The following is a 25,760-nucleotide window of genomic DNA, read 5'->3' on the forward strand; positions in this document are numbered from 1 at the left end:
AGTCATTAGTCATTAGTCATTAGTCATTAGTCATTAGTCATTAGTCATTAGTCATTAGTCATTAGTCATTAGTCATGGGGCCCGATCGCGAAGTCGAAGGCTAGTCATTAGTCATGGGTCATTAGTCCTGTCCCCGATCGGGAATATCATTGGTTAATAAAGTAGATATGCCAGCTTAAATTAAGCCCATTTCTTGCAGGCCCCGGCGGAGGCGTTCTGCTTCAAAGGGGCGGGACTGTTCGTGAAGGGCGATCGCTCTTTTGAATTCTGCTAAACTCTCTGGCATTTTGCCAATTTTCAGTAGGGCTACTGCCAAGTTTTGATGAGCTTCGGCGTATTCGGGAGCGATTTTAATGGCTTGTCGGTAATAGGCGATCGCATCTGCTAAATTTCCGCCTGCTTTCAGCGTCAGTCCCAAATTGTAGTGACCTGTGGCAAAATTGGGGTCTATTTTTAATGCTGCTTTGTAAGCTTTTTCTGCGGCCGGCAAATCTCCTTCATCTTTGAGCAAATTGCCCAAATTGTTGTAAGCGCCCAACTTCAGCGCCGGGAAAACATTCGTATTAATTGCCGCTTGATAGTGTTCTTTTGCTTTAGCAAACTGCTGCTGCAGGCAGTAAGCAATTCCTAAATGATAGTTGAGTTCATAAATAATAGAATCATCAATTGCGACATTCGTCAATCCTCTGGTTAATAAATTAATTCCCCGCCCAATTTGCCCGCTTTCTACATAAAGCGCGCCTAATTTGCTACAAGCATAGGCGTCGTTTGGATAGTAAGCTATATAGCGTTCCATTGCTGCTTGAGCTTTTTGGAATTTATTTTTGGCGGCGATCGCATTTTTGTGATAACCAGAGTGGTAAATCGCCACATCGGGGAGAGAAGCTATTTTCCATGTGGGTTCCCTCTGCAAAATCTCAGCCGCGCTGTCGTCTATCATGGCGTGGTAGGGGCGAGAGAAGCGGATGTCGGGGCGATTGCGAAACAAGCGCGAGACGAGGGAATAGGGAGATTGAGATGCACCGATTTCTTGGCGGATGAGATTGATGAGCAACAGTCGATCGCTCTTAATGGCCTGCTTAAGAAGAGGTACAATCTCCGGTACCAAAACCTCATCGGCATCCAAAACCAAAATCCAGTCGCCTCGGGCGTGCTTGAGAGACTCATTGCGGGCTGCTGCGAAGTCGTCGCACCATTCAAAGTCATAAACCCTCGCCCCAGATTCGCGGGCAATTTCACGGGTGCGATCGCCCGAACCAGTATCAACCACGACTATTTCGTCAACAACACCTTTAACGCTGTCCAAAGTCCGCGACAGTGTTGCTTCTTCATTCTTGGCGATCGTGCACAGTGTCAGATTCATAGGATAATTGTAATTTTTTTTACCAGTAAAACACAAAAATTCCGAGAAAAGATTCTCCTATATCAGCGTAAAAAGATAATACTACTGCGGGCGCGTGCTGCAAACCTCAATAGTCCTCCATCGTTGTCATCTAAAATTTCAAATCTCAAATCGGATGCTTTTCCTTTGGCATCGAGCATAAGTACCTTGCGTCGCGAAAAAGATTGGGTTAACTCTTTTGACTGATTAAATAGCCTCAAATTCCGACGATTCACGACAAATTCTACCACTTTCGGTTCCTCCTTACGGTAGAGGTAATGGTGAGTCGTCAGTTGTTATTCTTGGTACATAAGACAAAGAACGAAAGAAAGTTAAGTATTCAGGAGAGAAAGAAATGGGAATTATTGCTTGGGTCGTTTTAGGATTGATTGCCGGTGCGATCGCCAAAGCCATTTATCCGGGAACTCAAGGCGGGGGTTTTCTCGCAACAACAGGTTTAGGAATTGTGGGTGCCCTAGTGGGAGGTTATCTAGGTCAAGTCTTTTTCGGGACAAGCGCCGGAGCTTCATTCGGAGCATTGACTATACCCAGCATAGCTTTTGCAGTCATCGGTGCTATCGTGGTACTTTTCGTCTGGGGATTGTTAACTCAGCGTGCTGCATAAAAAATATTTTCTATTCCCAATCCTGCCGATTTTTAGGGTATTCATAAACCCGGTTTTTTGAAAAACCGGGTTTTTCAGTGAATAGCCCCCGCTGCGATCGCTATAATAAGATTAGTTCGTAGTGAAGACTTTAGTTCTCTGACGGATGCGGACTAAAGTCCTCACTACGAACCTTGTTTATTTAATCGGAAGGGTGCGGCCCAAACCGCTGCTGCACAAACAAAACCCATGCCAAGCGGGTTGAAGATTCAAGTTAATTAATCCGTAAATTGAAAGGCAAGCGAACGTAAACGCCTTGCGGGTCGTTCATTGACTTGACAACAGCCAATTCATCCTGCATTTTCTTAACTTCAGCAGTCAGCGGGTCGAGTTTGGCGGCTGGTTCCAAAACGTGAATGCCTGAAAGTCTTTCCAAAATTCGCTCCTCCAAAGTGCGATTTTTTGGATATTCTTCTAACTGCCAGTTGTCACCTAGTTTCGCTTGCTTCGCCGCGGCCTTGATAGCGTCTTCTAAACCGCCAATTTCATCGACTAAACCCAACTGTTTCGCGGCGGTACCAGACCAAACTCTGCCTTGAGCAATTTCTTGCACCTTGTTTTTTGGCAGTTTGCGGGAGTCGGCGACTTTGGTGATAAATCGATCGTAAATGCGATCGACTACTCTCTGAATATTCGCCAATTCTTGAGGAGTTTTCGGGCGGGAAATCGTTTTACTATCGGCAAAGCGGGCGGTTTTCACCACATCCCAAGTCACGCCGTTGTTAGCAGCCAACTTTTCGACGTTAAATAGCATTCCAAATACGCCGATGGAACCCGTAATCGTACTCGCTTCGGCAAAAATTTTGTTGGAGCCCATCGAAATCCAATAGCCGCCGGAAGCTGCTAAATTGCCCATCGACACGATAACTGGCTTTTTTTTGCCCGTCAGCGCGACTTCGCGCCCGATGACTTCCGCTGCCGTCGCGCTGCCTCCGGGACTGTTAACGCGCAAAACTACTGCTTTTACGTCGTTATTTTCTCGGATTTTCCGCAATTCTCTAGCAATGCGATCGCCCCCTACTTGAGTCGGCCCGCCGTCCCCATCGACAATCTCACCCTCAGCGTAAAGTATAGCAATCTGGTTTTTCTTGTCAGCGCGAGTTGAGTTTTTACTCTCAGCAACTCTCGCGTAGTTTTTCAAGCTAATTTGCTTAAAAGATTTGTCTTCTGCGTCAGTTCCTGTGAGTTTTTTGAGTTCCGTCGCAATTTCGTCAAAGTATACAACTTTATCAACTAACTTGCCTTTGAGAGCTTCGTCAGCCATCAAAGTTCCGCCATTATCTGCCACCGCTTGCAATTGCGGCACAGTCAATTGGCGGCTAGGGCCGATAGTTTTTAGGTATTCTCCCCAAATATCTCCGAGCAGTTTTTGAGTTTGCTGGCGATTTTCGGGACTCATTTGTTTGAGCAAAAACGGTTCCACGGCTGACTTGTATTTGCCGACGCGAGTCACTTGCACTCCCACGCCGTATTTTTCCAAAGCACCAGTCCAGAACATTGCCTGACTGCTAAAACCGTTGATTTCTAAAGAACCGTAGGGATTGATAGCAATTGTGTTAGCAACTGAACCGAGGTAATAATCTCGCTCGTTCCAGTCCATTTCGTAAGCAATAATGGGTTTTTTGGCATCTCGGAAACGCTGTAAGGCCGATCGAACTTCTTTGAGATTAGCAAACCCGCTGCTGCTGGAATCCGAACTGCCTTCGAGATAAATGCCCACGATTTTGGGGTCTTTTTTCGCAGATTCGATCGCGTCTAAAACAGTCCGCAGCGTCACTGCATCGCCCGAATCGTCCGAAAGCACTCCTTGAATCGCCGCACTCGTGCTGCGGTTCGGTTTGCTATCAGTGATATTTAAAGAAAGGTCTAATACCATTACAGACTTATCTTTAACTTGCGGGCCTGAATCCTTAGACGACGATGCCGCGACAGCAATTAGCAGTACCAGCCCTCCCAATCCGACGCCGCCGAGAAGCAACAGTCCGAGGAAGGTTCCCAACAAACTTGCACAAGTATATTTGAGGAAATCTTTCATTTAGATAATTGGTTATTGGTTATTGGTTATTGGTTATTGGTTGTTGGTTATTAGTTATTGGTTGTTGGTTATTGGTTATTGGTTATTGGTTGTTGGTTATTCGTTGTTGGTTATTCGTTATTGGTTATTGGTTATTGGTTATTGGTTAGTTCCTGCCAACTAACAACTAACAACTAACAAATAACCACCAACAAATAACAAATGAGGGCGGGCACGCACCATCCACCGCCCCTACCAACTAACGACTAACAACTAACAACTAACAACTAACAACTAACATCATTCTATCTTAGCCTTTCCAAAACCCCAGAATGTTTTAACTCATGCAAGTTAGCGCAGCCCGTACAGAACATCACGGTAGCGATTTCTGCAATTAGAACCTCAGCTAGGAGGGCTGCGGCTGATTCCGATGCTGCTGCTGCTTCCAAAAACGGCCGCGCCAGCCCTGCAACATCCGCGCCGAGGGCGATCGCCTTGGCTGCATCCAAGCCGTTTTGCAAGCCTCCAGAGGCAATCAGGGGAACATCTGGGGCGGCAGCGCGGGTGCTGACAACGCACTCGGCTGTCGGGATTCCCCAGTCAGCAAAGGTGGCACCCAATCGGCGCTGCTTGCTATCTGTGGCTCGCTCTCCTTCTATTTTCGCCCAAGAAGTGCCTCCGGCTCCGGCAATGTCGATCGCGCTTACTCCGGCGGCGAGCAATTTCTCTGCCATCTTTCCTGAAATCCCGTTGCCAACTTCTTTAGCAATTACTGGGACTGGTAATTTTTCGCACAATTTTGCAATTTTATCTAGCAGTCCTTTAAAGTTAGTATCGCCTTCGGTTTGAACGCATTCTTGCAGCGGATTTAAGTGTAAAATAAGGGCATCGGCTTCGAGAATGTCGATGATTTTTTGGCACTCTTCTAAACCGTAATTGTAGTTTAATTGCACCGCTCCGATGTTAGCAAAGAGCAAAATATCTGGAGCGCGGCGGCGGACGGCAAATGTCGGAGCTAGTTGAGGATTTTCGACAGCGCATCGCTGGGAACCGACTCCCATTGCTAGTTTGTATTCTTGAGCGACATCGGCGAGGCGATAATTGATTGTCTGGGCTAATTCTGTGCCGCCTGTCATTGAGGATATTAACAGGGGAACGGCTAGTTTTTTGCCGAGAAATGTGGATGTTAAATCGATTTGGGTGCGATCGATTTCTGGCAAACAGCAGTGAGCAAAACGGTAGTTTTCTAGTCCGCTGGTAGTTTCGCGAAATTGTACGTCTTCTTCGAGGCAGATTCGTAGATGATCTGCTTTGCGGGTTTCGGTTTGCGAGGGCGGGGTTTGCGGCAAGTTCACAGTGGCTGTTTGGGGAAAGAGTTGTGATTTGGGAATATAGTAATTTTATTTCATTTTTGAGTTTTTTTTTACCGCAGAGAGCGCAGAGGGCGCAGAGGAGTAGAAATGAGAGATGTTTGCAAATTATGTTTTCTGTTGCTGTGTTATCCAGGAACGGTCATCGGTACGCCGTTATCTGAAGGTTTTAATTTCAGCAGCAAAGGCACTGCTTTTTGCACCCACGCTTTGACTGAGGTGTAATTTACCGCATCTTCTCCGAAACAAATGTCTAGCATATCTGTGTGAATTATGCCGGGATTTAAAGGAACTGCTGCCATACCTGGGGGCAGTTCTTGGGCTAGCGATCGCGTAAGTCCTTCGATCGCCCATTTGGAAGCGCAATAGGGCGCGACTTCCGGCGAAGTTGACCTTCCCCAACCGGAACTAAAGTTGACAATTATGCCACTTTTTCTCGCAATCATTGCCGGGACAAAGTGGCGAATTACATTAGCAGTACCTTTAATATTAACATCAATTAGCTGAGAAAACTCTTCGCTGCCGATATTCCAAAGAGGCGCGGGATGGTTGACTAAAGCTGCATTGTTGATGAGCAAATCTGGAGCCTGATTATTTGCCATAATTTCTGTAGCCCAAGCTTTGACTCGATCGTCGCTGGCGACATCCAAACAAGTAAAATAATGGGGTTTACTATATTTTTGGTTGAGTTTTTTCACCGCTTCTGAAGAACGGGCGCATCCCACAACTTTATGTCCCAATTCAATAAATTTTTCGGTCATGGCAAGACCAAGACCGCGACTGACTCCGGTAATTACAATTAATTTTGTCATGATTTACGCTAATTTTGAGATTAAGTAATACAATACATATTGACTGGAAAATTGACAAATCGATCGCAGGAAATAAAGTATGAAAGTAAAAGCAGCAGTTGCTCGCAGTGCCGGCCAACCTTTGACTATTGAGACTGTCGATCTGGACGGGCCGCGGGCCGGAGAGGTGCTGGTGGAAATTAAAGCGACTGGTGTTTGTCACACAGACGCTTACACTCTTTCCGGCGCCGATCCCGAAGGTTTATTTCCTGCTATCTTAGGCCACGAGGGAGCCGGAATTGTGGCAGATGTGGGGCCGGGAGTGACAAGTGTCAAAAAGGGCGATCGGGTAATTCCACTTTACACTCCCGAATGCCGCAACTGCGAATATTGTTTGAGCCACAAAACCAATCTCTGTCAAGCAATTCGCCAGACTCAAGGGCGGGGAGTGATGCCAGACGGCACGAGTAGATTTTCCATAGACGGTGAAAAAATTCACCATTACATGGGAACTTCTACCTTTGCAAATTATACAGTATTGCCAGAAATTGCGGTAGCAAAAATTCGCGATGACGCTCCTTTTGATAAAGTTTGTTTGATCGGCTGCGGTGTCACCACGGGCATCGGCGCTGTCATCAATACCGCGAAAGTAGAACCTGGTTCTAATGTGGTAGTTTTCGGTTTGGGCGGCGTGGGTTTAAACGTAATTCAAGCCGCTCGCCTGGTAGGAGCTAATATGATTGTCGGCGTAGATTTGAATCCCGACAAGCGAGAAATGGCAGAAAAATTCGGCATGACTCACTTTGTTAATCCCTCGGAAGTGGAAGGCGATTTAGTTGCTTATTTAGTAGATTTAACCAAAGGCGGAGCTGATTACAGTTTTGAATGTATCGGCAACATTAATGTGATGCGCCAAGCTTTAGAATGCTGTCATAAAGGTTGGGGCGTCAGCGTAATTATTGGGGTAGCCGGAGCAGGTCAAGAAATTAGCACCCGCCCGTTTCAGCTAGTAACTGGTAGAGTTTGGAAAGGCTCGGCTTTTGGCGGGGCGAAGGGCAGAACTGATGTTCCTAAAATTGTTGATTGGTACATGGATGGTAAAATTGACATTGACAGCTTGATAACTAAAGTAATGCCGATCGAGCAAATTAACGAAGCCTTTGATTTAATGCAAAAAGGCGAAGTAATTCGTACAGTTTTAACATTTTGAACAAACAACTTCTCTCATCTCTCTTCCTCTGCGCCCTCTGCGCCCTCTGCGGTAAAAAAAATCTAATTCCCAAATGAAATAGAATTAACATGATCTCTCACACCCTAAAACTGCACAAAGAATATCAAAGCTTTGGCGGCAAACTCGGCTTTTACAGCCATCAATCCTCAACCTGCAACAGCGAAATGAAATTCACTGTTTACCAACCGCCCCAAGCCCAACATCAACCCGTACCAATTCTCTATTTCCTATCAGGATTAACCTGCACCGAAGAAAACTTTATGGCAAAAGCGGGGGCGCAGCAATTTGCGGCAAAATACGGGTTAATGTTAGTTGCACCAGACACTAGCCCGCGCGATACTGGGATTGCTGGGGAAGATGACAGTTGGGATTTGGGAAGTGGCGCGGGTTTTTATATTGATGCGACAGTTGCACCTTGGAATTCTCATTATCGAATGTACAGTTATGTGGTTGATGAATTGCCGAATTTAATCGCCGAAAACTTTCCAGTGATACCGGAAAAGCAGGGAATTTTCGGTCATTCGATGGGCGGACACGGGGCTTTAATTTGTGCGTTAAAAAATGGCGATCGCTATCTTTCAGTTTCCGCTTTTGCGCCTATTTGCGCGCCCGCAGACTGCCCTTGGGGACAAAAAATCTTCGGTCACTACCTCGGAGGTGATCGAGAGGATTGGAGCGCTTGGGATGCTAGCAAATTGGTTGCCGGATCGCAGTACAACCGTCCGATTCTGATTGACTGCGGCACTGCTGATTCGTATCTTGGTGACGGGCAGTTGTTGCCGGAAGTGTTCGCGGAGGCTTGTGCGAAAGTCGGACAACCGCTAACTTTAAGGATGCAGGAAGGTTACGATCATAGCTATTATTTTATAGCGAGTTTTATGGAGGATCACATTCGCCATCATGCGGCTGTTTTGTGTGAGTAAACTTTGTTCGATCGTTCGGACTTTAGTCCTTAAACCTAATTTGATTGTGCAGGGCACCCCAAGGAACTAAAAGCATATCAGCTATTTGCGATTGTCCTCTCGCCCTGTAAATATCCATAGCTTTCTCAAAATCTTCAATTCCTCCCTGTAAATCTCCAGCAGCAGCTCGAACATCAGCACGGATCGTATAAGCTTCTACAAAGTCAGGATTGAGATTAATTGCTTGAGTAAAAGCTTCAACTGCTTCATGGTACAGCCCTCTACGACCGAGGTCAAATCCTTTTTCATAAAATTCTTGAGATTCCATCGCATTTCTTAATTTCTGCTATTCATCTCGCTTGCATAAAGGAGCGAGTGATGGTTCGCAGTGAGGACTTTTGTCACGAAAATAAGGACTGAAGTCCTCACTACAAACGGGACTGTAGTGAGGAATTTAGTTCTTAAAAGCAGGACTGAAATCCTCACTACAAACGGTTAATTAAGATCGATCGCAAATACCCAGTCTTTGTATTGGCTGTCGCGATTTTCGATAATCCCGGTGAGTTTGTCCAAAATCTTTTGGGTGATGGGTCGGTTTTGAGGCAATTGATAGTTTTCTATTCGGTTGATTGGGGTAATTTTTGCGGCGGTTCCGCAGAGGAAAATCTCGTCTGCAATCAACAGTTCTGATTTATCAACTGGTCTTTCTATGACTTCTATTCCTAAGTCTCTGGCGATAGTTATAACGCTGTCTCTGGTAATTCCTTCGAGGATATCTTGATCGAAACCTGGTGTCACTAATTTACCGTTTCGGGCGATAAATATGTTCATTCCTGAAGCTTCGCTGACTTTTCCTTGGGTGTTCATCATAATCGCTTCGTCGAAGCCGGATTCGACTGCTTCTGTTTTGGCTAAGGCTGAGGTGATGTAAGCGCCGCTAATTTTGCCTCTTAATGGTAAGCTGCGGTCTTCTTGGCGGTACCAAGAGCTAATTCTACAGTTGACTCCTGCTTTGGGTAAGTAGTCGGAAAGTTCTAATCCGTAGACAAAGAAGTCTGTTTCTACGTTGTGCAGTCGGGGGGCAATTCCTAAGCTGGATGTGTAGACGAAAGGGCGGATGTAAAATGATTTTGTGGGCTGGTTTTTTTTGACAAAATTAATGATTATCTGTTGAATTTTGTCGGCGGGTAAATCGCAGTGGAGGAAGCTGGCACTTTGACTTAATCTTTCACAGTGGCGGTCTAATCTAAATAGGAGGATGCGATCGGGATTTTGGGGGTCGGGAATTCCTCGCAACCCGCCTAAAACTCCGGTTCCGTAGTGCAGGGCGTGGGTGGCTATGGAAATGTTGGCGTCGCTAAATGGGAGAAATTGGTTTTGAAAGTAGGCAATTGGTAGAAAACTATCCATGATTGAAGCTGGCGATGAGTTGGGCAGTCCGCGAGGAATGGTGAATTCGGTTATACTACCATAACTTATATCAATTTCATAAAGTAGCGCTAGATATTACCCCCCCCAACCCCCCCGCGAGTTCGGGGGGGCTAAGACTTCATCAGCACATCTTTGAAAAATGGTATTAGACGATTTTAGATACTTCGGCTTTGCTGTACAAGTTTTAGATTCTTCGACTTCGGCTTCGCTGTACAAGTTTTAGATTTTCAATTGAGAATGATTGATGACTATTGGGCTTTGATGCTTGCATACAGTTGCATTATTTGTTGAAACTGGGATGATTGTTTTGTGGTTGTATCGATCGATAAAAGAATATCAATAGCGGTCAGGTTGGGAGATAATTGTATTGTTTTGAGAAAGAGTGCGATCCTCTTTGGGGGCTTCGCTAACGACTGCAAGCAAATATCAACGAAGGGGGTAACTGTGGCACGTAAATGTTTCATCATTGAAATGGGGATGGGTATTGACCAGCACGGACAGGAACCGACTGTAGCGGCGGCTAGGGCTGTACGGAATGCGATCGCCAATAATGCTCTGTTAGGTGTCTGGGAAGTGGCGGGTTTGACTGACCCAAATCAGATGATTGTGGAGGTTAAGGTGGCTGTTCCTTACCCGGAACAAGTGCGGCCCGATGAGGTGTTGGCGGTGCTGCCTTTTGGTAGCAAAACTTTGATTGTCGAACAAGGAGGCATGGTGGTGGCGGGAAGGGCGATCGCCTCTCTGAATGATAAAAATGATGAAATGTTAATCGCTGTGGCGGCTGTGACTGTTTTTGTGGACACTCAGGACTAATTTTGTGGTGTTTGAATAAATCGGCGGTGAAGTGCGATCGCCCGTGAGAAAATTACGCTCGATTTAGGCAAAGTGGTAGGGTGCGTCAGAGATTTTGCCTCAAACACAAGAGAAAAGGCGAGGTTCTGACGCACCCTACAAAATTCAGTGTTACTCCGATCGGGTGAAAGTGCGATCGGACGCTGTACGGTCTTTCCGAAGCAAGTTGAGCAAACCCAACGCGCCGAACGCGCCCAGCCAACCGAAGTTATTGGGGCGATCGCGCCGAGCACTCAAAACTCCAGAATTCGCCCCAGCCGGCGTCACTGTCGTAACGTCTGTCCTAACGTCTGTGGAGCTTCCGGTAGTACCAGTTGTACCTGTCGTACCAGCCGGCATCGGTGTCGTACCAGTCGTATTGGTTGTGCCAGCAGTACCAGTTGTACCAGTCGTATTGGTTGTGCCAGTTGTACCAGTTGTACCAGTCGTATTGGTTGTGCCAGTTGTGCCAGTTGTACCAGTTGTACCAGTCGTATTGGTTGTGCCAGTTGTACCAGTTGTACCAGTTGTATCGGTTGTGCCTGTCGTACCCGTGCCAGCACTTCCAGCAGTGCCTGTCGTACCCGTGCCAGCACTTCCAGCAGTGCCAGCACTTCCAGCAGTGCCAGCACTTCCAGCAGTGCCAGTGGTATCGGTTGTACCCGTGCCAGCATTACCAGCAGTACCAGTGGTATCGGTTGTACCTGTTGTACCTGTTGTACCAGTTGTGCCAGCATTACCAGCAGTACCAGTTGTGCCTGTTGTGCCTGTGGTATCGGTTGTACCAGTTGTGCCTGTTGTGCCAGCATTACCAGCAGTACCAGTTGTGCCTGTTGTGCCTGTGGTATCGGTTGTACCAGTTGTGCCTGTAGTATCGGTTGTACCAGTTGTGCCTGTTGTGCCTGTAGTATCGGTTGTACCAGTTGTGCCTGTAGTACCAGTGGTACCAGTTGTGCCTGTGGTATCGGTTGTACCAGTTGTGCCAGTGGTACCGCTTGTACCCGTGCCAGCGCCTATGCCAGTTGCATCCGTACCCGTGCGAGTGCCTGTACCGCTAGTGCCAGTACCTGTACCGCTGGTGCCAGTGCCTGCGGTACCTCCCGACTGGGCTGAGGCAGGCACTGTTAAGGAAACCGTTGCTAAACCTAAACTACAAGCCCCTGCTAAAATAACTTTCAACAACAATTTAGAAGATTTCATGATTATGCTTGCTTTTGCATTATAGATTCCTGCGATCGGGTTTTGATGCCAAAACAGCAGGTTTAAATTGACAGCGTAACTTACAACTTTTATAAGATTCACTGCGGGACAATCAAGGTAAGGAAGCCCATTGATTGCGGTTACTTTGATTGATTTTCCGTGGAAAATCACACCAAAATGTCCATACTTTATAAGGTATTACCACTCTGGCAACTTCGCCATTCATCTTTAGGAATATTTCGGAAAAGGGCGTTTATTTCAAGTGGATGATATTTGCTTTTGGGGTTTACGAACTCCATCAAAACCTAGGGATGGGGCATATAAACCCGGTTTCTCTGATTTTGAGGATTATTGTTGCGTTCGCTTAGATCCCCCAGATGAGTTAGTTGAATATTTTTTTAGCGCTACGGTTTCTGAAGCTGCTGCTGGCAATTTTGTCCCTCGCAGCCTACGGATCAAATTTTCCCAGCAAACTCAAGGATCTCAAAAAGCTCTCAGGCGATCGCCCGCTGGTTGCCGAATTCGCCCGTAACCTTTCAACGGCAAGGTTTTGATGGGGCGTGGGGCGGTGCCGCAGCGCAATTGCTTGCTGGTCAGTGCGATCGGGCAAAACCCTGATATAGTAAAGCCAAAGGTATGCCAGAGAGCGGTTCTTCTCTCACAAATTTCCCCAGCGGATATCAACTATGCTGCATCGAATTCTTGCCAAAAGTCGCTATCTAATGATAATTGCTGTACTCGGTTCTTTTATAGCCTCTGTGACACTTTTGATCTACGGTGCCCTAGAAACGATCGCTACCATCGGCTACATTATCACTACAGGGCCGATTTCCAGCGAAAACTCTAAAACACTGATTCTCTCCTTTGTCGAAGTTGTAGACTTGTTTCTGCTAGCCACAGTATTTTACATTACGGCACTCGGACTTTACGAACTGTTTATTGACGATCGCATCAAAGTACCAGACTGGCTAGAAATTCACACCATAGACGACCTCAAAACCAAACTCACCAGCGTGATCGTCGTCGTATTGAGCGTATTATATCTCGGTCAGGTAGTTAGGTGGAACGGCGCGGATAACATCCTTCCCTTGGGAGCAAGTATCGCTTTAATAATCGCTTCACTGACATATTTTCTGAATTCGCAGGTGAAAAAGCCCAAGTCAGATTAAGACCTGTTTGAGCAGGGAAACGACCCAAATTTTGCTGATTGAGCAACGGTAACAAAATGGGACTCTCGGCTCACAATAAATTTTATATAAAACCTGTTAATCACTATAGCAATTCTCGCAGGATTTGTAGGAATGCTCGTTACTAGTTCGAGGGAAACCAGGGCCCACAGGCGAGGAAGAGCCGATCTAATTTTGCGCTGAGGCTCTTCCTCGCTGACACTGTTTTCTTGCGAGCGAACTGGGAACCACTTATTTAAATTTATCAACCGATTGCTATATAATTGCCATCTATCAATAGGATGAATTTTATTAATTTTACGTTCGCTCGGAAGTAATAATTTGACAATCGCATCAAGTCAAACAGAAATAGATTTTTCATTTTTATATTTGAGATTGAAGGATTGAGGGATTGATACAGCGCTCAATCCCTCATTTTTGGCTGAAAATGCTATAGATTTTCCATTTTTTGAGTAGAAATTTTAAATGGGGGAATCCAAGGAAAGATGAGGGAGAGATATATTCCTCATATTTTGCTCGAACTGCTATAAAAATTGATTAAATAGCTCTTGAGACAGATGGCTGCACTATTACTTATTCGATATTTTAAAAAAAGTAAACTTTGTTACAGAATTTATGCTCACTTCATCCAATCCTCTGAAACAAGTATTCCACTGCCCGGAAGAATCGGATTTTTACTCGCACTGCTTGGAAAGTTTAGTGTTAAATGCCAGCGACAATTCTAGACTTATCGTAGAGTTTGGTTCGGGAGAGGGAAGTCCAGTTATTAAGTCTTTACTGAGAACAGATTTTAACGGGACAATACAAGGATTTGAGCTAAATAATGTAGCTTGGAAAATTGCTCAATCTCAAATTAAGCAATATCAGATCGGCGAACAATATACGGTCAATAATTGTTCTTTTTTTGATTCGCTTTTATATCAGTCGGCGGATTGTGTTATCTCAAATCCGCCTTATTTGCCTGCGGTGGATGACAAGATTTATCAGCCGCTGTTGCACGGCGGGAATGATGGTTCGACAATTGCTAAGAAGCTTTTATCTTTGGACTGCGATCGAGTTTTGTTGATGGTTTCTAGCTATTCTAATCCTGTGGGTTTGATCGATTATGCCTTGGATCGAGGCTACTCGGTGGCGAATTTTGAGGTTGCACCTTTAACTTTTGGCTATTACAGTTCGGAGCCCAAGGTGAAAAGCGCGATCGCCAATCTCCGAAAACAGGGAATGGCTTTTTATTCGGACAATATCTATCTGCTGGCTGGAGTTTTGTTTCAGAAGCAGCAAAAGTCGCGCAGAGATTTGTCGATCGAACTAATTCAGTTAATGACAGCGTTTTAAGATCGAGCCTTGGTATGGTGCATCATATCAAATCCGTTGGCATCGGAATTAATATTACCAGAAATCAGGACACGGCAATGCCGTTTCCCTACAATTAATCGGGGTAGGGACACGGCAATGCCGTGTCCTCGATCATTCCTTAATTCTGTTCTGTCGCTTGGATCGATCGCACCACAGCAGCACCAGCCCGATCGCCGATCGACTTCTCCTGATCGTAGCCCAACACCAACTCCCAAGCCTCCTGCGGGTATCTGTCAACCAGTGGAATCGCCACCTCATCAAGCATCCAGCGCCCGTGACGTTCGTCTTCGCGGATGTGCAGTTCCCAATAACCCATCGCAGCCTGCGAGAGGCCCAGACGCTGGGCGGCGGCTAGATAATTGCGGTAAGCCACGGGCCCCGCCACTTCAAAATATGTCAGTCCGCCGTTGTAGCGCAGAAAATGGCGCTTGCGTTCCGTCAGCAGGAAATTGTGATTGATGCTGGCGAGCACTTGCCAAGGCACCAAATCGAAATACGCCTCCGGTTCCGTGCTCATCCCGAATTCTGCCAGCATTTGGGCAAAATAGGTCGAGTGTTTGCGGGCTAAGCGACCGCCACCGTATTCTTCGATCAGCACCCGCGTCAGGGTTGACTGAATTTCGTTGCCGGCACCGCCAATGATGCGAGAAACGCGGCTGGCTTCCACTAAACCGTCGAAGGAGGCGATCGCCAGCAAGTGCTTGTATCCCTCTTCAGTCATCTGTTCTCGCAGGTAGCGATCGATCTCAGTGAGCTCTGGATCGACATCAGCGGCCGCGCGATCGCGCAGGGCTTGCTTCACATCCTCAATGTTTTGCAGCGCTGCAACATCGATTTGGGCGATTTCCCATTGCTGCCAGGGTGATTCGATGCGATCGCGCACTGAACGCAAATAGTGCGATCGCTCGTTGTTGTAGCGGCGCAAATCGTCGTACCAAAATAAATTGAGGCGGTTGATGCGGTAGAGCACGCGCTGCAAGAAGCGGTGAGCGGCCTCGTCGGCGGAATCTTCCTGATAAGCCGATCGCAGGGCTGCGGCGATCGCGCTTTCAAAATCGCTGACGAGTAAAGGTTTTGCCGCCACCGTCTTGTCTAAATCATCAACAAGCAGCAAATTGACAAATTGGCGATCGGCTGCTTCATAATTTGGGAGTGCCGGTTGATTTTTGGGAAGACTAGGCGACTCAGAAGAAGAAAGTATCTCTAGGGTGTTTTGCATGGAATCAAATTATGCTAACTCAGATGATTGTGCTGCCTGCCAAAACAGCCAACCTTTGCAGATTGCCGAATATTCTGGCTGCTTATTTTCAAGATACTTAATCAGTCAGCCAGATACACCTTTCTATTGATAGATATTTTTGACTTCCCCTTGTTTTCAGCTCTTCCTTTCTCTTCCTTCGTGTCCTTTGCGCCTTCGCGGTTCGTCAAAAAAAATCCTTCCACATTTATTAATATAGCTGTGTTTCAATTAACTATAATGGAATCAAAAACTAGAATAACGGTAAATTATGGCTGTACAGTTGCTCAAAAAAGTTTTCACCGTAGAAGAATACCATCAGATGAGGTGGATTTGGCGAGCGGCTAAATAGGCATTATTTGCATTCTAGGCGATCGCCAAAATACTCCTCATACAAACTGCATCTCGCACTACCATAATTGCCGATCCCAAATTCCAGCAATCGTCACATCTGCGACAGAGTTAAAACCCGATATTTATCCACCTGTGAAATTTTTTATTTACCAAATAACCAGCCTTCGGTTCAAACCCACGGCGAGCCATCTCACATTCCATAAAAAAAGCTCAAAAAACCAAAAACTTAGTCTGTTTTAACAGACTTAAGCTATTAGTCAGGGAATAAATGCCCTGGCGCAATCGTGGCCAGCGTGAGGATTTCAGCAAATGTGAGTAATGACAATGGTTAAAACTCTGTCAGTCAATCGAGTTAAAATTGAAGAGTTGAGAGGGAAAAATTACGCAAATAAACCTGATTTTTATGTAAGTATTGATATGCTTAAATTTGGTAGCAGCTAATCAGTAATAGGTCAGGGCGATAGGTGTATTCAACTCTAGAGCAAAAGTATCAGCATCTGGAAAAAGAGTTAAGGGGCGGCGCGATCGCCCTTGGTGGCGTTTTATGCACGGGTACTCTCTGGTATTGGCTGGTGGAAAAATGGTCTTTGCTGGATGCAGCTTATATGACTGTATTTACTTTAGCAACTGTCGGCTATGGCGAAATTCACCCCCTCGGTAGCCGCGCGCGAATGTTTACCATGTGCCTGATTTTGATGGGTGTCATAGTGATTGGTTATATCGTCAACCGCTTTACAGAAGCGCTAATTCAAGGCTATTTTCAAGAAGGAGCAAGAATTAGGCAGCAGCGGCGTTTGGTAGATTCTTTGATCGGACATTATATTCTCTGCGGTTTTGGGCGCACTGGGCGGCAGATTGCCTTGGAATTTGAGGCCGAAAAAATCCCTTTTGTGGTGGTAGATTCGGCGATACAGTCGATTGAGGCGGCTTTGGCGCTGGGATACAAGGCGGTGCAGGGAGACGCGACACTCGATGAAATTTTGCTGAATGTGGGGATCGATCGCGCAATTTGTATCGTAGCAGCTTTGCCGTCGGATGCCGAGAATTTATACACTGTGCTGTCGGCAAAAACTCTGAATCCGAAGGTACGGGCGATCGCCCGCGCCACGACAGAAGAAGCCGTAAAGAAGTTGCAGCGGGGCGGCGCCGATGTGGTTGTATCCCCCTACATTACGGGGGGGAAACGCATGGCGGCGGCGGCTTTGCGCCCTCAAGTTATGGATTTTGTGGACGGCATTTTGACGGGAACAGATCGCTCTTTTTATATGGAAGAATTTCTGGTGAATCCGAATAGTTGCGCCTACGTCGGAGAAACTTTGAGAAATGCCAAATTGCGATCGCAATCAGGGGCTTTAGTTTTGGCAATTCGTCGCCCTGACGGCAATTTGATTGTAGGGCCAACTGGAGAAACTGCGATCGAAGGAGGAGATATGCTAATTTGTTTGGGCACTGCCGAACAATTGCGCGCCCTGAATCAAATCCTCAGCCCGCTGAGTTCTCGCGTCCCTCGCCCTCCAAAGTAAAATCAATTAATCAGGACTAAAGTCTGGACTACAAACCTAATTAACCGTTCGATCCTTCGGAATGCCAGTCCTTTCTTCTCTCTTGGTTAATTAATCAATCAGGACTCGCATTCCTCACTACAAACCTAATTAATAGTTAATATCAATTCCGGTTGCACTCCTGGTGATGTCAACAGTCAACAGTCAACAGTCAACAGTGAATTTACTATTCCGATGAAGAGAGGATTTGATATAAATTTAATGGCTTCGTTTTCGCAAAAATAGCTCAAACCCAAAGCCGATGGCGGGATTTGAACCCGCGACCGACCGATTACGAATCGGTTACTCTACCACTGAGCTACATCGGCACAGACAGTTTTGAACAATAGCACAAATTTAAAAAAAAATCAACGAGTTGTAGAATTTAATTCCAAACTCCACAACTGAGAACTTGAGGACGCTGAGCTATAAAAACCCGGTTTCTACCCCAATTTTCGATGCTCGATCGACATTAAAGCAGAAACCGGGTTTTTGACCCTGCAGGCGAACAAAACTCAGAACTTGTCAAACAACCAGTTCCCCGTCAGTTGAGCCTGCTCTTGCGCCGGAATAAACCAAACCCCGCTGCATATCCAGCGTCAGCATAGTGCCGTCCCGAATTATCCGCATCGCATTCTCCACACCCACCATCACCGGCACGCCCAAACGCAAACCGATAATCGCAGCGTGAGAAGTCAAACTTTCCTCCTCCGTCACCACACCTGCTGCTTTGCGAATCATCTCCACAAAATCGGCGCTGGTGCGCTCCACTACCAAAATGTCTCCAGCGCGGAAATTCGACACATCCGTAGCAGTGCGAGCCACCCTGGCCATCCCGCTTACCGAGCCCAAACCGACGCCGGTGCCTCTGCCTAAAACTGCTGTCACTACTTCAACTTTGATCAAATCCGTTGAGCCAGCAACCCCTTGCAGAGTACCGGCGGTCATCACCACTAAATCTCCGTCGGACAATAATTCTTTTTCTTGGGCGACAGCGATCGCAGATTGAAATGTCTGGCCTGTGGAGGGCAAATCTAGCACCAACAGGGGTTTTACTCCCCAGACTAATTGCAGTTGTCGGGCTACGTCTACGTGGGGAGTAACTGCCAAAATTGGAGTTTTCGGTCGGAATTTGGAGACATTGCGGGCTGTAGAGCCGGTTTTGGTTAGTGTCATAATCGCCGCGGCGTTTAGCTGTTCGGAGATTTGGCTGACTGCTTGGCTGATGCCGTTGGGGATCGATCGACCGACATCTTCTACATTTCTAATATTGCGCTTAATTTCTTCCCTCTCGATGCGGATGGCAATTCTCGCCATCGTCGCCACCGCTTCGACAGGAAAATTGCCGACAGCGGTTTCATTGGAGAGCATTACCGCATCAGTTCCGTCGAGAATCGCGTTAGCCACGTCGGAAATCTCGGCGCGGGTAGGACGGGGATTGTTGACCATGCTGTCGAGCATCTGGGTCGCGGTAATCACCGGAATGCCCATGCGGTTGGAAGTCGCAATCAGTCGCTTTTGCAAAATCGGCACGTCTTCGGCGGGAAGTTCTACTCCCAAATCGCCCCGGGCGACCATCACGCCGTTGCAAAGGGCGAGAATTTCTTCCATTTGTTCGATCGCCTCGTGCTTTTCGATCTTAGCAATCACCGGTACTTGCTTGCCCGCACTAGCAATCAGTTCTTTAATTTCCAGCATATCCTGGGGATTCCGCACGAAGCTCAAAGCTACCCAATCGACACCTTGGTCGAGGCCGAACATTAAATCTTTGCGGTCTTTGTCAGTCAGGGCTTTGATTGACAGGTAAACTCCCGGAAAATTTACGCCTTTGTGATTGGAAAGCGGCCCGCCAACGACGACGCGGCAGAACAGTTCTCCCCCGCCGCGGTCTACTTTTTCGACGCGCATTTCTACTTTCCCGTCGTCGAGCAGAATCGTGGCTCCCTCTGGGACTTCCGAAGCTAGGGTTTCGTAGGTGACGGAAGAAATGAGCTCTGTGCCGACAACTGGGCGGCTGGTCAAAATGAAGGAATCGCCGTTTTTGACAGTTATAGAGCCTGTTTCAAACCGCCCCAAGCGAATTTTTGGGCCTTGGAGGTCTTGGAGGATTGCCACCGGCTGGTTGAGTTCAAAGGAAGTTTGCCGGATTAAGCGAATGCTGCGCTGGTGGTCTTCTTCTGTTCCGTGGGAAAAGTTGAGTCGCAAAGTTGTAGCACCAGCTTCTATGAGGTTGCGCAGCACTTGTGGGTTGGATGTGGCCGGGCCAATGGTGGCGACAATTTTAGTTCGGCGTAGGGCTTTTGGCAATTGCATCAGCGGTGTTCTGGGGAGGCGGGTGGAAAGACAGTGGGTCGATTTGAGATTCTTCGACTTGGGCCTACAAGTTTTAGATTTGAGATTTAGTCTACAGATGAATCTGGGATCTGAACTCTTAGTCTAAAATTTGGGGCTGCTGGCGAGTTTTGTGGGAAACTTGTATCCGTTTTTGAGCGGGGTCAAGATGCCTATAATACAAAAACTCTACCATTGTGGCGATCGAATTTGCGATCGGGCGAAATTTTAAATATCCCGTCTCGAAAAGTTAGTCAGCTTGCGGGTAAAACAATTTTAATTTGGGATTGGATATTTGGGATTGTCCCGCGCACCTAAGAGTTTGAGTCCACAGACATCTCTAAACTTAGTGGGCAATACCTTAGATGCAGTTTTTTTACGAAAGTTTACCTTCAACCGCAAGAAGGCTCCCGCCATAACGGTAGTCCGTTTGGCGGTGAGATGAATTGCGGGCAGGATCTATGCTAGAATAGATTACGTCAGATATAACGACGTAACTATGTTGGTGTTTGAGGCAAAACTTCAGGGACAAAACGAGCAGTACGAAAAGCTGGATGAGGCAATTCGTACTGCTCGTTTTGTCCGTAATTCTTGCCTGAGATACTGGATGGATAACCGCTCCATCGGACGATATCATTTGAGTGCATATTGTGCTGTCCTGGCGAAAGAATTTGCTTGGGCAAGCCAACTCAATTCTCAAGCCCGACAAGCATCGGCGGAAAGAGCTTGGTCGGCAATTGCTCGATTTCTTGAGAACTGTAAGAAAAATCACCCCGGTAAGAAAGGATATCCACGGTTCAAGAAAGAACAAACTCATGGTTCTGTTGAGTACAAAACTACGGGTTGGAAACTTTCTGAATGTCGCAGATACATCACTTTTACTGATGGTTTTGGTGCAGGTATTTTTAAGTTGTGGGGGACTCGCGATTTGCATTTCTATCAATTGAAGCAAATCAAACGAGTCAGGGTAGTTCGTCGTGCCGATGGCTACTACGCACAGTTTTGCATCGACCAAGAAAGACTTGAGAAAAAAGAACCCACATTTAAAACTATCGGTCTTGATGTTGGTCTCACTCATTTTTATACTGATAGCGACGGGCAAACTGTTGAAAACCCAAGACATCTGAGAAAGAGTGAGAAGTCTCTGAAACGGCTTTCTCGTCGTCTGTCCAAGACCCAAAAAGGGTCGAAAAATCGAGCTAAGTTGAGAAACAAACTGGCAAGAAAGCATCTCAAAGTAAGTAGGCAACGTAAAGATTTCGCCGTGAAGTTGGCGAGATGCGTAGTCCGGTCTAACGACCTGGTAGCCTATGAGGATTTGAGGGTGCGGAACATGATAAGAAATAGACATCTCGCCAAATCGATTAGCGATGCAGCTTGGACAACTTTTCGTACATGGGTTGAGTATTTTGGCAAGGTTTTTGGTGTGGTCACAATTGCTGTGCCACCGCACTACACCAGTCAAAATTGCTCTAACTGCGGCAAAGTTGTCAAAAAAGCTCTGAGTGTCAGGACTCACATTTGTCATCATTGTGGGCATACGCAAGATAGAGACTGGAATGCGGCGAGAAATATATTAGAGAAAGGTTTACGTACTGTAGGGCATACAGGAACGTCTAGTCTAGAACTAGAAAACGCCTCTGGAGACATCGACCACTGCTTGGGTGAGGAAACTCCTTCAAGTAAGTCGGGTCGTGGAAAGAGGAAGCCCAAAGAGCAATCTTTGGAATCCCCCGCTATATTCGGTACTCCGAATTAGCGGTGGGAAGATGTCAATATAGGGAGACTTGTATCTTATACTACGCAAGGGTGAAATATTAAGGAGTGTTAACAAAGATGTCGGAGGCAGGACGGCCGCTGACAGTGCCGAAAGAGTTTCTGAGTCCTCCCGGTGACTTGAATCCGACGATGCTGTTGTTTTTGAGTGCATTAGCGACGATCGCGATTTCCTTTGTGGGTTACTGGTACGGGGAATGGCCGGATTGGTGTTGTTTTTTGCTGAACGTGCTGGCGTTACACATGGCTGGAACGGTGATTCACGATGCGTCTCACAATGCGGCGCACCGCGATCGCACAATTAACGCTATTTTGGGACACGGTAGCGCGCTGATGTTGGGCTTTGCTTTCCCGGTATTTACGCGGGTACATATGCAGCATCACGCCCACGTTAATGACCCAGATAACGATCCAGACCATTATGTTTCTACTGGCGGGCCTTTGTGGTTGATTGCTGCGAGGTTTTTTTACCACGAGATTTTCTTCTTTAAGCGCAAACTGTGGCGGAAAAACGAACTTTGGGAATGGTTTTTTAGCCGTTTGTTTGTAATTGGAGTGGTTTGTATCTCCATTCAATACGACCATTTAGGTTACGTGCTGAATTTTTGGTTTTCTCCTGCTTTGGTGGTGGGCTTAGCCTTGGGGTTATTTTTTGATTATTTGCCGCACCGTCCGTTTCACGAGCGCGATCGCTGGAAAAATGCCAGAGTATATCCGAGTCCAATTCTGAATATCTTAATTTTGGGGCAGAACTATCACCTCATCCATCATTTGTGGCCTTCAATTCCTTGGTACAATTACAAGCCGGCTTACGAGGCTGTAAAGCCGCTGTTGGATGAGAAGGGTTCTCCTCAAAGTTTGGGAATATTGGAAGGGAAAAAGGACTTCTGGAGTTTTATATATGACATCTTTTTAGGGATTAGGCTGCATCACAAGAAAGCCACTGATTGATAAAAACCCGGTTTCTTCGAGAAGCCGGTTTTTTTGGCAATCTATCCTTAGTAAATCAAACGGCTCTCCCGACATTTTGGCGATCGGTTAATCTAATCTCTGGTAATGGGTAATAGGTTCCGAATCGATCGCCAATTACCAATTACCCCGCAGCCAAATATACATTTTTCCCCAAATATCCGAAAGAGCCGTCTACTTTTCCCCAGCCGCAGCCACCGCCAAATTCCAATCGGGGCGCAAATTTTGAGCTCCCCGCAAATAAGGATGATAAATTTCAACCTGTGCCGGCCAATTAACGTGAATCAAAAAACGGATGCAGCGTTCTAAAGAACCCTTAACGTGCATTTGCTGGACATCCAACAAAGGAACATTGCACCAGCGGGGACGTTCGCGGGCGATCGCGGCCGGAAAGACAGCATCTAAATCGCGGGTGACAGAAAACGTAGCACTAATTATTAATTGCGGATCTAAATTATTTCTTGTTTCTAATTCATCTAAAAGTTCTCTCACCGATTCTCGAATTGCTTCCACCGAATTCTCGCTGGCAGTTGTTGCCCCGCGAATCGCCCGCACTTGCCACTCCACGCAAATATTCTCCATTTTTTGTTTGTTGTCAGTTGTTAGTTGGCAGTAGTCAGTTGTTTGTTGTCAGTTGCTAGTTGTTAGTTGTTAGTTGTTAGTTGTTAGTTGTTAGTTGTTAGTTGTTGGTTGCTCGTTGTTGGTTGTTGGTTGCTCGTTGTTGGTTGTTGGTTGCTCGTTGTTGGTTGTTGGTTGCTCGTTGTTGGTTGTTGGTTGTTAGTTGTTAGTTGTTAGTTGCTCGTTGTTAGTTGTTAGTTGTTTGTTGCAATTACCAACTGCCAACTGCTTTCCTGTCAACTGCTTTCCTGTCAACTGCCAACTGCCAACTGACTATTAAATCACGGGCGATACAGCCACAGCGGTAAACCGCTAGTAGAAAGCTCGAATTCCAGCAAGTTTTTGTAAGCTGAAAGCCCGGATGTATCCAGACTACTCCCCAAGACCCGATTTAGGAAAGGTTTAGCTTTTTCTAGCGTGCAGCACTCGGTTTTTTCCGGGTCGAGACCTGCGAGTTCGGCTGTCCAGCGGCGAGCGTCCTCTTCGGTTCCGAGTCGATCGACCACACCCAATTCTAAGGCTTGCTGACCGCTAAAAATGCGACCGTCGGCAAAGGTTTTGACTTTTTCAACTGGGAGTTTCCGAGCTTCTGCGACGGTTTCGACGAATTGCTGGTAGGTGGTGTCGATCAAGTCTTGCAGAATTTGCTGTTCTGGCTCAGTCAATTGTCGATCGAATGCCAAGATATCTTTATACGGCCCCGATTTAATCACCTCAAAAGAAACGCCGACTTTTTCTAACAGCCCTTCTAGATTGTTACCCCGGATAATCACGCCAATGCTGCCGGTAATTGTACCGGGATTGGCAACGATATGGTGAGCTCCCATGCCGATATAGACTCCGCCAGAAGCTGAAATATTGCCGAAACTGGCGACTATTTTGATTTTTTCTTGCAAACGCTTGAGCGCGCTGTAAATTTCCTGGGAATCGCCGACTGTCCCCCCAGGGCTGTCTATCCGCAGCAGCAAGGCGGGAAATTTGCGCTCTTCAACGGTTTTGAGCGCTTCTAGAACTCGTTTGCGGGTTTCTCCGGCGATGGCTCCGGTGACTTCGATACGGGCGATTTGTTTGCGGTAGCGGGGCTTGAATGGCCAAATCATGGGCAGTTTACAGGCAATGTAGGAAATTTTGTAGCTAACTTCTAGTGTGACTCATCTGAAGGCAGTTGGCTGTTGGTTGTTGGCAGTTGGTTGTTGGCAGTTGGCAGGAAAGCAGTTGGCAGTTGACAGGAAAGCAGTTGGCAGTTGACAGGAAAGCAGTTGGCAGTTGGCTACTTGATGAAACTGAAGAAACCGGGTTTTTTGCAGAGATTCAGGGTTTGAAGCGAATATCTGGGTGAAAAAACCGGGTTTCTGACCGATCGGTCGATCGCACTTAACCCACCTTCGATATATAATTGTAAAAATTGCTTAACAAATCTACCTTATTTTTCTGAGAGCCACTCTCATCAATTATTTGGAGCCCCCGCCATGCAGCTAAAACTTACCGATTCTAAACTGCCCTTTGCGCCGCTGTTGCTAATCGCGCCGTTTTTCCTGTGGGGAACCGCGATGGTAGCGATGAAAGGAGTCATGCCGCACACGACACCGCTGTTTGTGGCATTTGTGCGTTTAGTACCTGCAGGCGTGTTAGTGCTGTTGGCGGCGGCGCTGATGGGAAAGGCACAGCCTGCGGGTTGGAAAGCTTGGCTGTGGATTTCGCTGTTTGCTTTAGTTGACGGTACTTTGTTTCAAGGCTTTTTAGCCGAAGGTTTGGCGAAAACCGATGCGGGTTTGGGTTCGGTGATGATTGATTCTCAACCGCTAGCTGTGGCGATTTTGTGTTTGTGGCTGTTTCAAGAAAAAATTGGATTTTGGGGCTGGTTGGGACTAGCAATCGGGGTAGTTGGGATTAGTTTAATTGGTTTGCCTGATGGCTGGATTTTTGGGCTGTTTCATCCTGAAAGCGCGCAGGTTTCTGGGGGTATGGAACAGTTCTTTGAGGGTGGGGAATGGTTGATGTTGTTGGCGGCTTTGTCGATGGCTGTGGGTACGGTTTTGGTGCGCTGGGTTTGTCGCTATGTTGACCCGGTGGTGGCGACGGGCTGGCACATGATTTTGGGCGGTTTGCCGCTTTTGGCACTTTCGGCTGCAACTGAGTCTGAACAGTTTGTGAATATCGATTTTTCTGGCTGGATGGCGCTAGGTTATTCTACCGTGTTCGGAAGTGCGATCGCCTACGGTTTATTCTTTTATTTTGCTTCTAGCGGCAGTTTGACGAGTTTAAGTTCTCTGACATTTCTTACCCCAATTTTTGCTTTGCTGTTCGGCAATTTGTTCTTGGGCGAGGTGTTGAATTCGCTGCAATCTATGGGGGTAGGGCTGACTTTGGTGAGTATTTATTTGATTAATCAGCGGGATACTTTGGCGGAAAAATTGGGAAAAGTGCGGCACGGTGAAGCTAATTCTGAGGATAAAGTGCAGTTATTAGAGTCACCTGAGTTGAATAAAGTTGAATTTCCCGTAAAATTACGAGCTACAGAATTGGAATCGGAAGTTTAGCGCTTTTAGAAATTTAGGGAGAATTGGTTGACTCTT

24 protein-coding genes and 1 tRNA gene are annotated in these 25,760 nt (G+C 46.7%); 12 read left to right on the forward strand and 13 right to left on the reverse strand.

Annotation, left to right across the window (positions count from 1 at the left end; all coding sequences use genetic code 11):
• Positions 1-175: 175 nt before the first annotated feature.
• Both QUA97_RS02510 and QUA97_RS02515 read right to left on the reverse strand, forming a co-directional pair.
• Positions 176-1,363 (reverse strand): tetratricopeptide repeat protein, encoded by a 1,188-nt coding sequence (locus QUA97_RS02510; protein WP_333192762.1) that lies wholly within the window; start codon positions 1,361-1,363, stop codon positions 176-178.
• A gap of 62 nt (positions 1,364-1,425) precedes the next feature.
• On the reverse strand, positions 1,426-1,632 hold the full coding sequence (locus QUA97_RS02515; protein ID WP_194069855.1) for a hypothetical protein: 207 nt from the start codon (positions 1,630-1,632) through the stop codon (positions 1,426-1,428).
• Between the two features lie 104 nt (positions 1,633-1,736).
• Here QUA97_RS02515 and QUA97_RS02520 point away from each other — a divergent pair, with 104 nt between their 5' ends.
• Positions 1,737-2,006: a GlsB/YeaQ/YmgE family stress response membrane protein gene (locus QUA97_RS02520; protein WP_194069857.1), complete on the forward strand. Its 270-nt coding sequence runs from the start codon at positions 1,737-1,739 to the stop codon at positions 2,004-2,006.
• 253 nt (positions 2,007-2,259) lie between these two features.
• On the opposite strand, the gene sppA (QUA97_RS02525) is transcribed toward QUA97_RS02520, so the two are convergent.
• The 3 genes from sppA (QUA97_RS02525) to QUA97_RS02535 all read right to left on the reverse strand — a co-directional run bounded on the left by sppA (QUA97_RS02525) (position 2,260) and on the right by QUA97_RS02535 (position 6,241).
• On the reverse strand, positions 2,260-4,080 hold the full coding sequence (gene sppA / locus QUA97_RS02525) for a signal peptide peptidase SppA (protein WP_194069859.1): 1,821 nt from the start codon (positions 4,078-4,080) through the stop codon (positions 2,260-2,262).
• Positions 4,081-4,364: 284 nt separating this feature from the next.
• Positions 4,365-5,414 carry a type 2 isopentenyl-diphosphate Delta-isomerase gene (gene fni / locus QUA97_RS02530; RefSeq protein WP_194069861.1) on the reverse strand — a complete coding sequence of 350 codons (1,050 nt, stop codon included), beginning with the start codon at positions 5,412-5,414 and terminating at the stop codon, positions 4,365-4,367.
• 143 nt (positions 5,415-5,557) lie between these two features.
• Positions 5,558-6,241 carry an SDR family oxidoreductase gene (locus QUA97_RS02535; RefSeq protein WP_194069863.1) on the reverse strand — a complete coding sequence of 228 codons (684 nt, stop codon included), beginning with the start codon at positions 6,239-6,241 and terminating at the stop codon, positions 5,558-5,560.
• Between the two features lie 79 nt (positions 6,242-6,320).
• Here QUA97_RS02535 and QUA97_RS02540 point away from each other — a divergent pair, with 79 nt between their 5' ends.
• On the forward strand, positions 6,321-7,430 hold the full coding sequence (locus tag QUA97_RS02540) for an S-(hydroxymethyl)glutathione dehydrogenase/class III alcohol dehydrogenase (protein WP_333192771.1): 1,110 nt from the start codon (positions 6,321-6,323) through the stop codon (positions 7,428-7,430).
• An 89-nt stretch (positions 7,431-7,519) separates the two neighbouring features.
• Positions 7,520-8,374, forward strand: coding sequence for an S-formylglutathione hydrolase (gene fghA / locus QUA97_RS02545; RefSeq protein ID WP_333192774.1), 855 nt, complete (start codon positions 7,520-7,522; stop codon positions 8,372-8,374).
• Between the two features lie 22 nt (positions 8,375-8,396).
• Here fghA and QUA97_RS02550 read toward each other — a convergent pair whose 3' ends face one another.
• Positions 8,397-8,681: a tetratricopeptide repeat protein gene (locus QUA97_RS02550; RefSeq protein WP_194069869.1), complete on the reverse strand. Its 285-nt coding sequence runs from the start codon at positions 8,679-8,681 to the stop codon at positions 8,397-8,399.
• A 167-nt stretch (positions 8,682-8,848) separates the two neighbouring features.
• Positions 8,849-9,763 carry a branched-chain amino acid transaminase gene (locus QUA97_RS02555; RefSeq protein WP_333192777.1) on the reverse strand — a complete coding sequence of 305 codons (915 nt, stop codon included), beginning with the start codon at positions 9,761-9,763 and terminating at the stop codon, positions 8,849-8,851.
• Positions 9,764-10,228: 465 nt separating this feature from the next.
• Here QUA97_RS02555 and QUA97_RS02560 point away from each other — a divergent pair, with 465 nt between their 5' ends.
• Positions 10,229-10,597, forward strand: a complete 369-nt coding sequence (locus tag QUA97_RS02560; protein ID WP_194010532.1) for a Lin0512 family protein — start codon at positions 10,229-10,231, stop codon at positions 10,595-10,597.
• A 150-nt stretch (positions 10,598-10,747) separates the two neighbouring features.
• Here QUA97_RS02560 and QUA97_RS02565 read toward each other — a convergent pair whose 3' ends face one another.
• Complete coding sequence (locus QUA97_RS02565; protein ID WP_333192779.1) at positions 10,748-11,815, reverse strand: hypothetical protein; 1,068 nt, start codon at positions 11,813-11,815, stop codon at positions 10,748-10,750.
• A gap of 386 nt (positions 11,816-12,201) precedes the next feature.
• Between QUA97_RS02565 and QUA97_RS02570 the strand changes: the two genes are divergently transcribed.
• The 3 genes from QUA97_RS02570 (at position 12,202) to QUA97_RS02580 (ending at position 14,337) form a co-directional block, all read left to right on the forward strand.
• Positions 12,202-12,369 (forward strand): hypothetical protein, encoded by a 168-nt coding sequence (locus QUA97_RS02570; RefSeq protein ID WP_194069873.1) that lies wholly within the window; start codon positions 12,202-12,204, stop codon positions 12,367-12,369.
• 132 nt (positions 12,370-12,501) lie between these two features.
• Positions 12,502-12,984 (forward strand): YqhA family protein, encoded by a 483-nt coding sequence (locus QUA97_RS02575; RefSeq protein WP_194069874.1) that lies wholly within the window; start codon positions 12,502-12,504, stop codon positions 12,982-12,984.
• Between the two features lie 633 nt (positions 12,985-13,617).
• Positions 13,618-14,337 (forward strand): SAM-dependent methyltransferase, encoded by a 720-nt coding sequence (locus QUA97_RS02580; RefSeq protein WP_333192784.1) that lies wholly within the window; start codon positions 13,618-13,620, stop codon positions 14,335-14,337.
• Between the two features lie 139 nt (positions 14,338-14,476).
• Here the strand turns inward: QUA97_RS02580 and QUA97_RS02585 are convergent, their stop codons facing one another.
• Positions 14,477-15,577 (reverse strand): iron-containing redox enzyme family protein, encoded by a 1,101-nt coding sequence (locus tag QUA97_RS02585; RefSeq protein WP_194069878.1) that lies wholly within the window; start codon positions 15,575-15,577, stop codon positions 14,477-14,479.
• 836 nt (positions 15,578-16,413) lie between these two features.
• Between QUA97_RS02585 and QUA97_RS02590 the strand changes: the two genes are divergently transcribed.
• Positions 16,414-17,472 (forward strand): potassium channel family protein, encoded by a 1,059-nt coding sequence (locus QUA97_RS02590; protein ID WP_194069880.1) that lies wholly within the window; start codon positions 16,414-16,416, stop codon positions 17,470-17,472.
• A 275-nt stretch (positions 17,473-17,747) separates the two neighbouring features.
• On the opposite strand, the gene QUA97_RS02595 is transcribed toward QUA97_RS02590, so the two are convergent.
• Together QUA97_RS02595 and pyk are read right to left on the reverse strand one after the other, a co-directional pair.
• Positions 17,748-17,819 (reverse strand) — tRNA-Thr (locus tag QUA97_RS02595).
• A 196-nt stretch (positions 17,820-18,015) separates the two neighbouring features.
• Positions 18,016-19,803: a pyruvate kinase gene (gene pyk / locus QUA97_RS02600; RefSeq protein ID WP_194069882.1), complete on the reverse strand. Its 1,788-nt coding sequence runs from the start codon at positions 19,801-19,803 to the stop codon at positions 18,016-18,018.
• 517 nt (positions 19,804-20,320) lie between these two features.
• On the opposite strand from pyk, the gene QUA97_RS02605 reads away from it, so the two are divergent.
• Both QUA97_RS02605 and crtR read left to right on the forward strand, forming a co-directional pair.
• Positions 20,321-21,580 carry an RNA-guided endonuclease InsQ/TnpB family protein gene (locus tag QUA97_RS02605; RefSeq protein WP_194069884.1) on the forward strand — a complete coding sequence of 420 codons (1,260 nt, stop codon included), beginning with the start codon at positions 20,321-20,323 and terminating at the stop codon, positions 21,578-21,580.
• A 77-nt stretch (positions 21,581-21,657) separates the two neighbouring features.
• Positions 21,658-22,548: a beta-carotene hydroxylase gene (crtR, locus tag QUA97_RS02610; RefSeq protein ID WP_194069886.1), complete on the forward strand. Its 891-nt coding sequence runs from the start codon at positions 21,658-21,660 to the stop codon at positions 22,546-22,548.
• A gap of 192 nt (positions 22,549-22,740) precedes the next feature.
• Here crtR and aroH read toward each other — a convergent pair whose 3' ends face one another.
• Together aroH and sppA (QUA97_RS02620) are read right to left on the reverse strand one after the other, a co-directional pair.
• Complete coding sequence (gene aroH / locus QUA97_RS02615; RefSeq protein ID WP_228050234.1) at positions 22,741-23,148, reverse strand: chorismate mutase; 408 nt, start codon at positions 23,146-23,148, stop codon at positions 22,741-22,743.
• 317 nt (positions 23,149-23,465) lie between these two features.
• Positions 23,466-24,284 (reverse strand): signal peptide peptidase SppA, encoded by an 819-nt coding sequence (gene sppA / locus QUA97_RS02620; protein ID WP_194069888.1) that lies wholly within the window; start codon positions 24,282-24,284, stop codon positions 23,466-23,468.
• A 65-nt stretch (positions 24,285-24,349) separates the two neighbouring features.
• Here sppA (QUA97_RS02620) and QUA97_RS02625 point away from each other — a divergent pair, with 65 nt between their 5' ends.
• A complete protein-coding gene (locus QUA97_RS02625) occupies positions 24,350-24,523 on the forward strand; it encodes a hypothetical protein (RefSeq protein ID WP_194069890.1) in 174 nt (57 codons plus the stop codon).
• Positions 24,524-24,653: 130 nt separating this feature from the next.
• Positions 24,654-25,724, forward strand: coding sequence for a DMT family transporter (locus QUA97_RS02630; RefSeq protein WP_194069892.1), 1,071 nt, complete (start codon positions 24,654-24,656; stop codon positions 25,722-25,724).
• Positions 25,725-25,760: the final 36 nt, after the last annotated feature.

It is taken from the genome of Microcoleus sp. CZ3-B2 (assembly GCF_036705055.1).
GTDB lineage: Bacteria > Cyanobacteriota > Cyanobacteriia > Cyanobacteriales > Microcoleaceae > Microcoleus.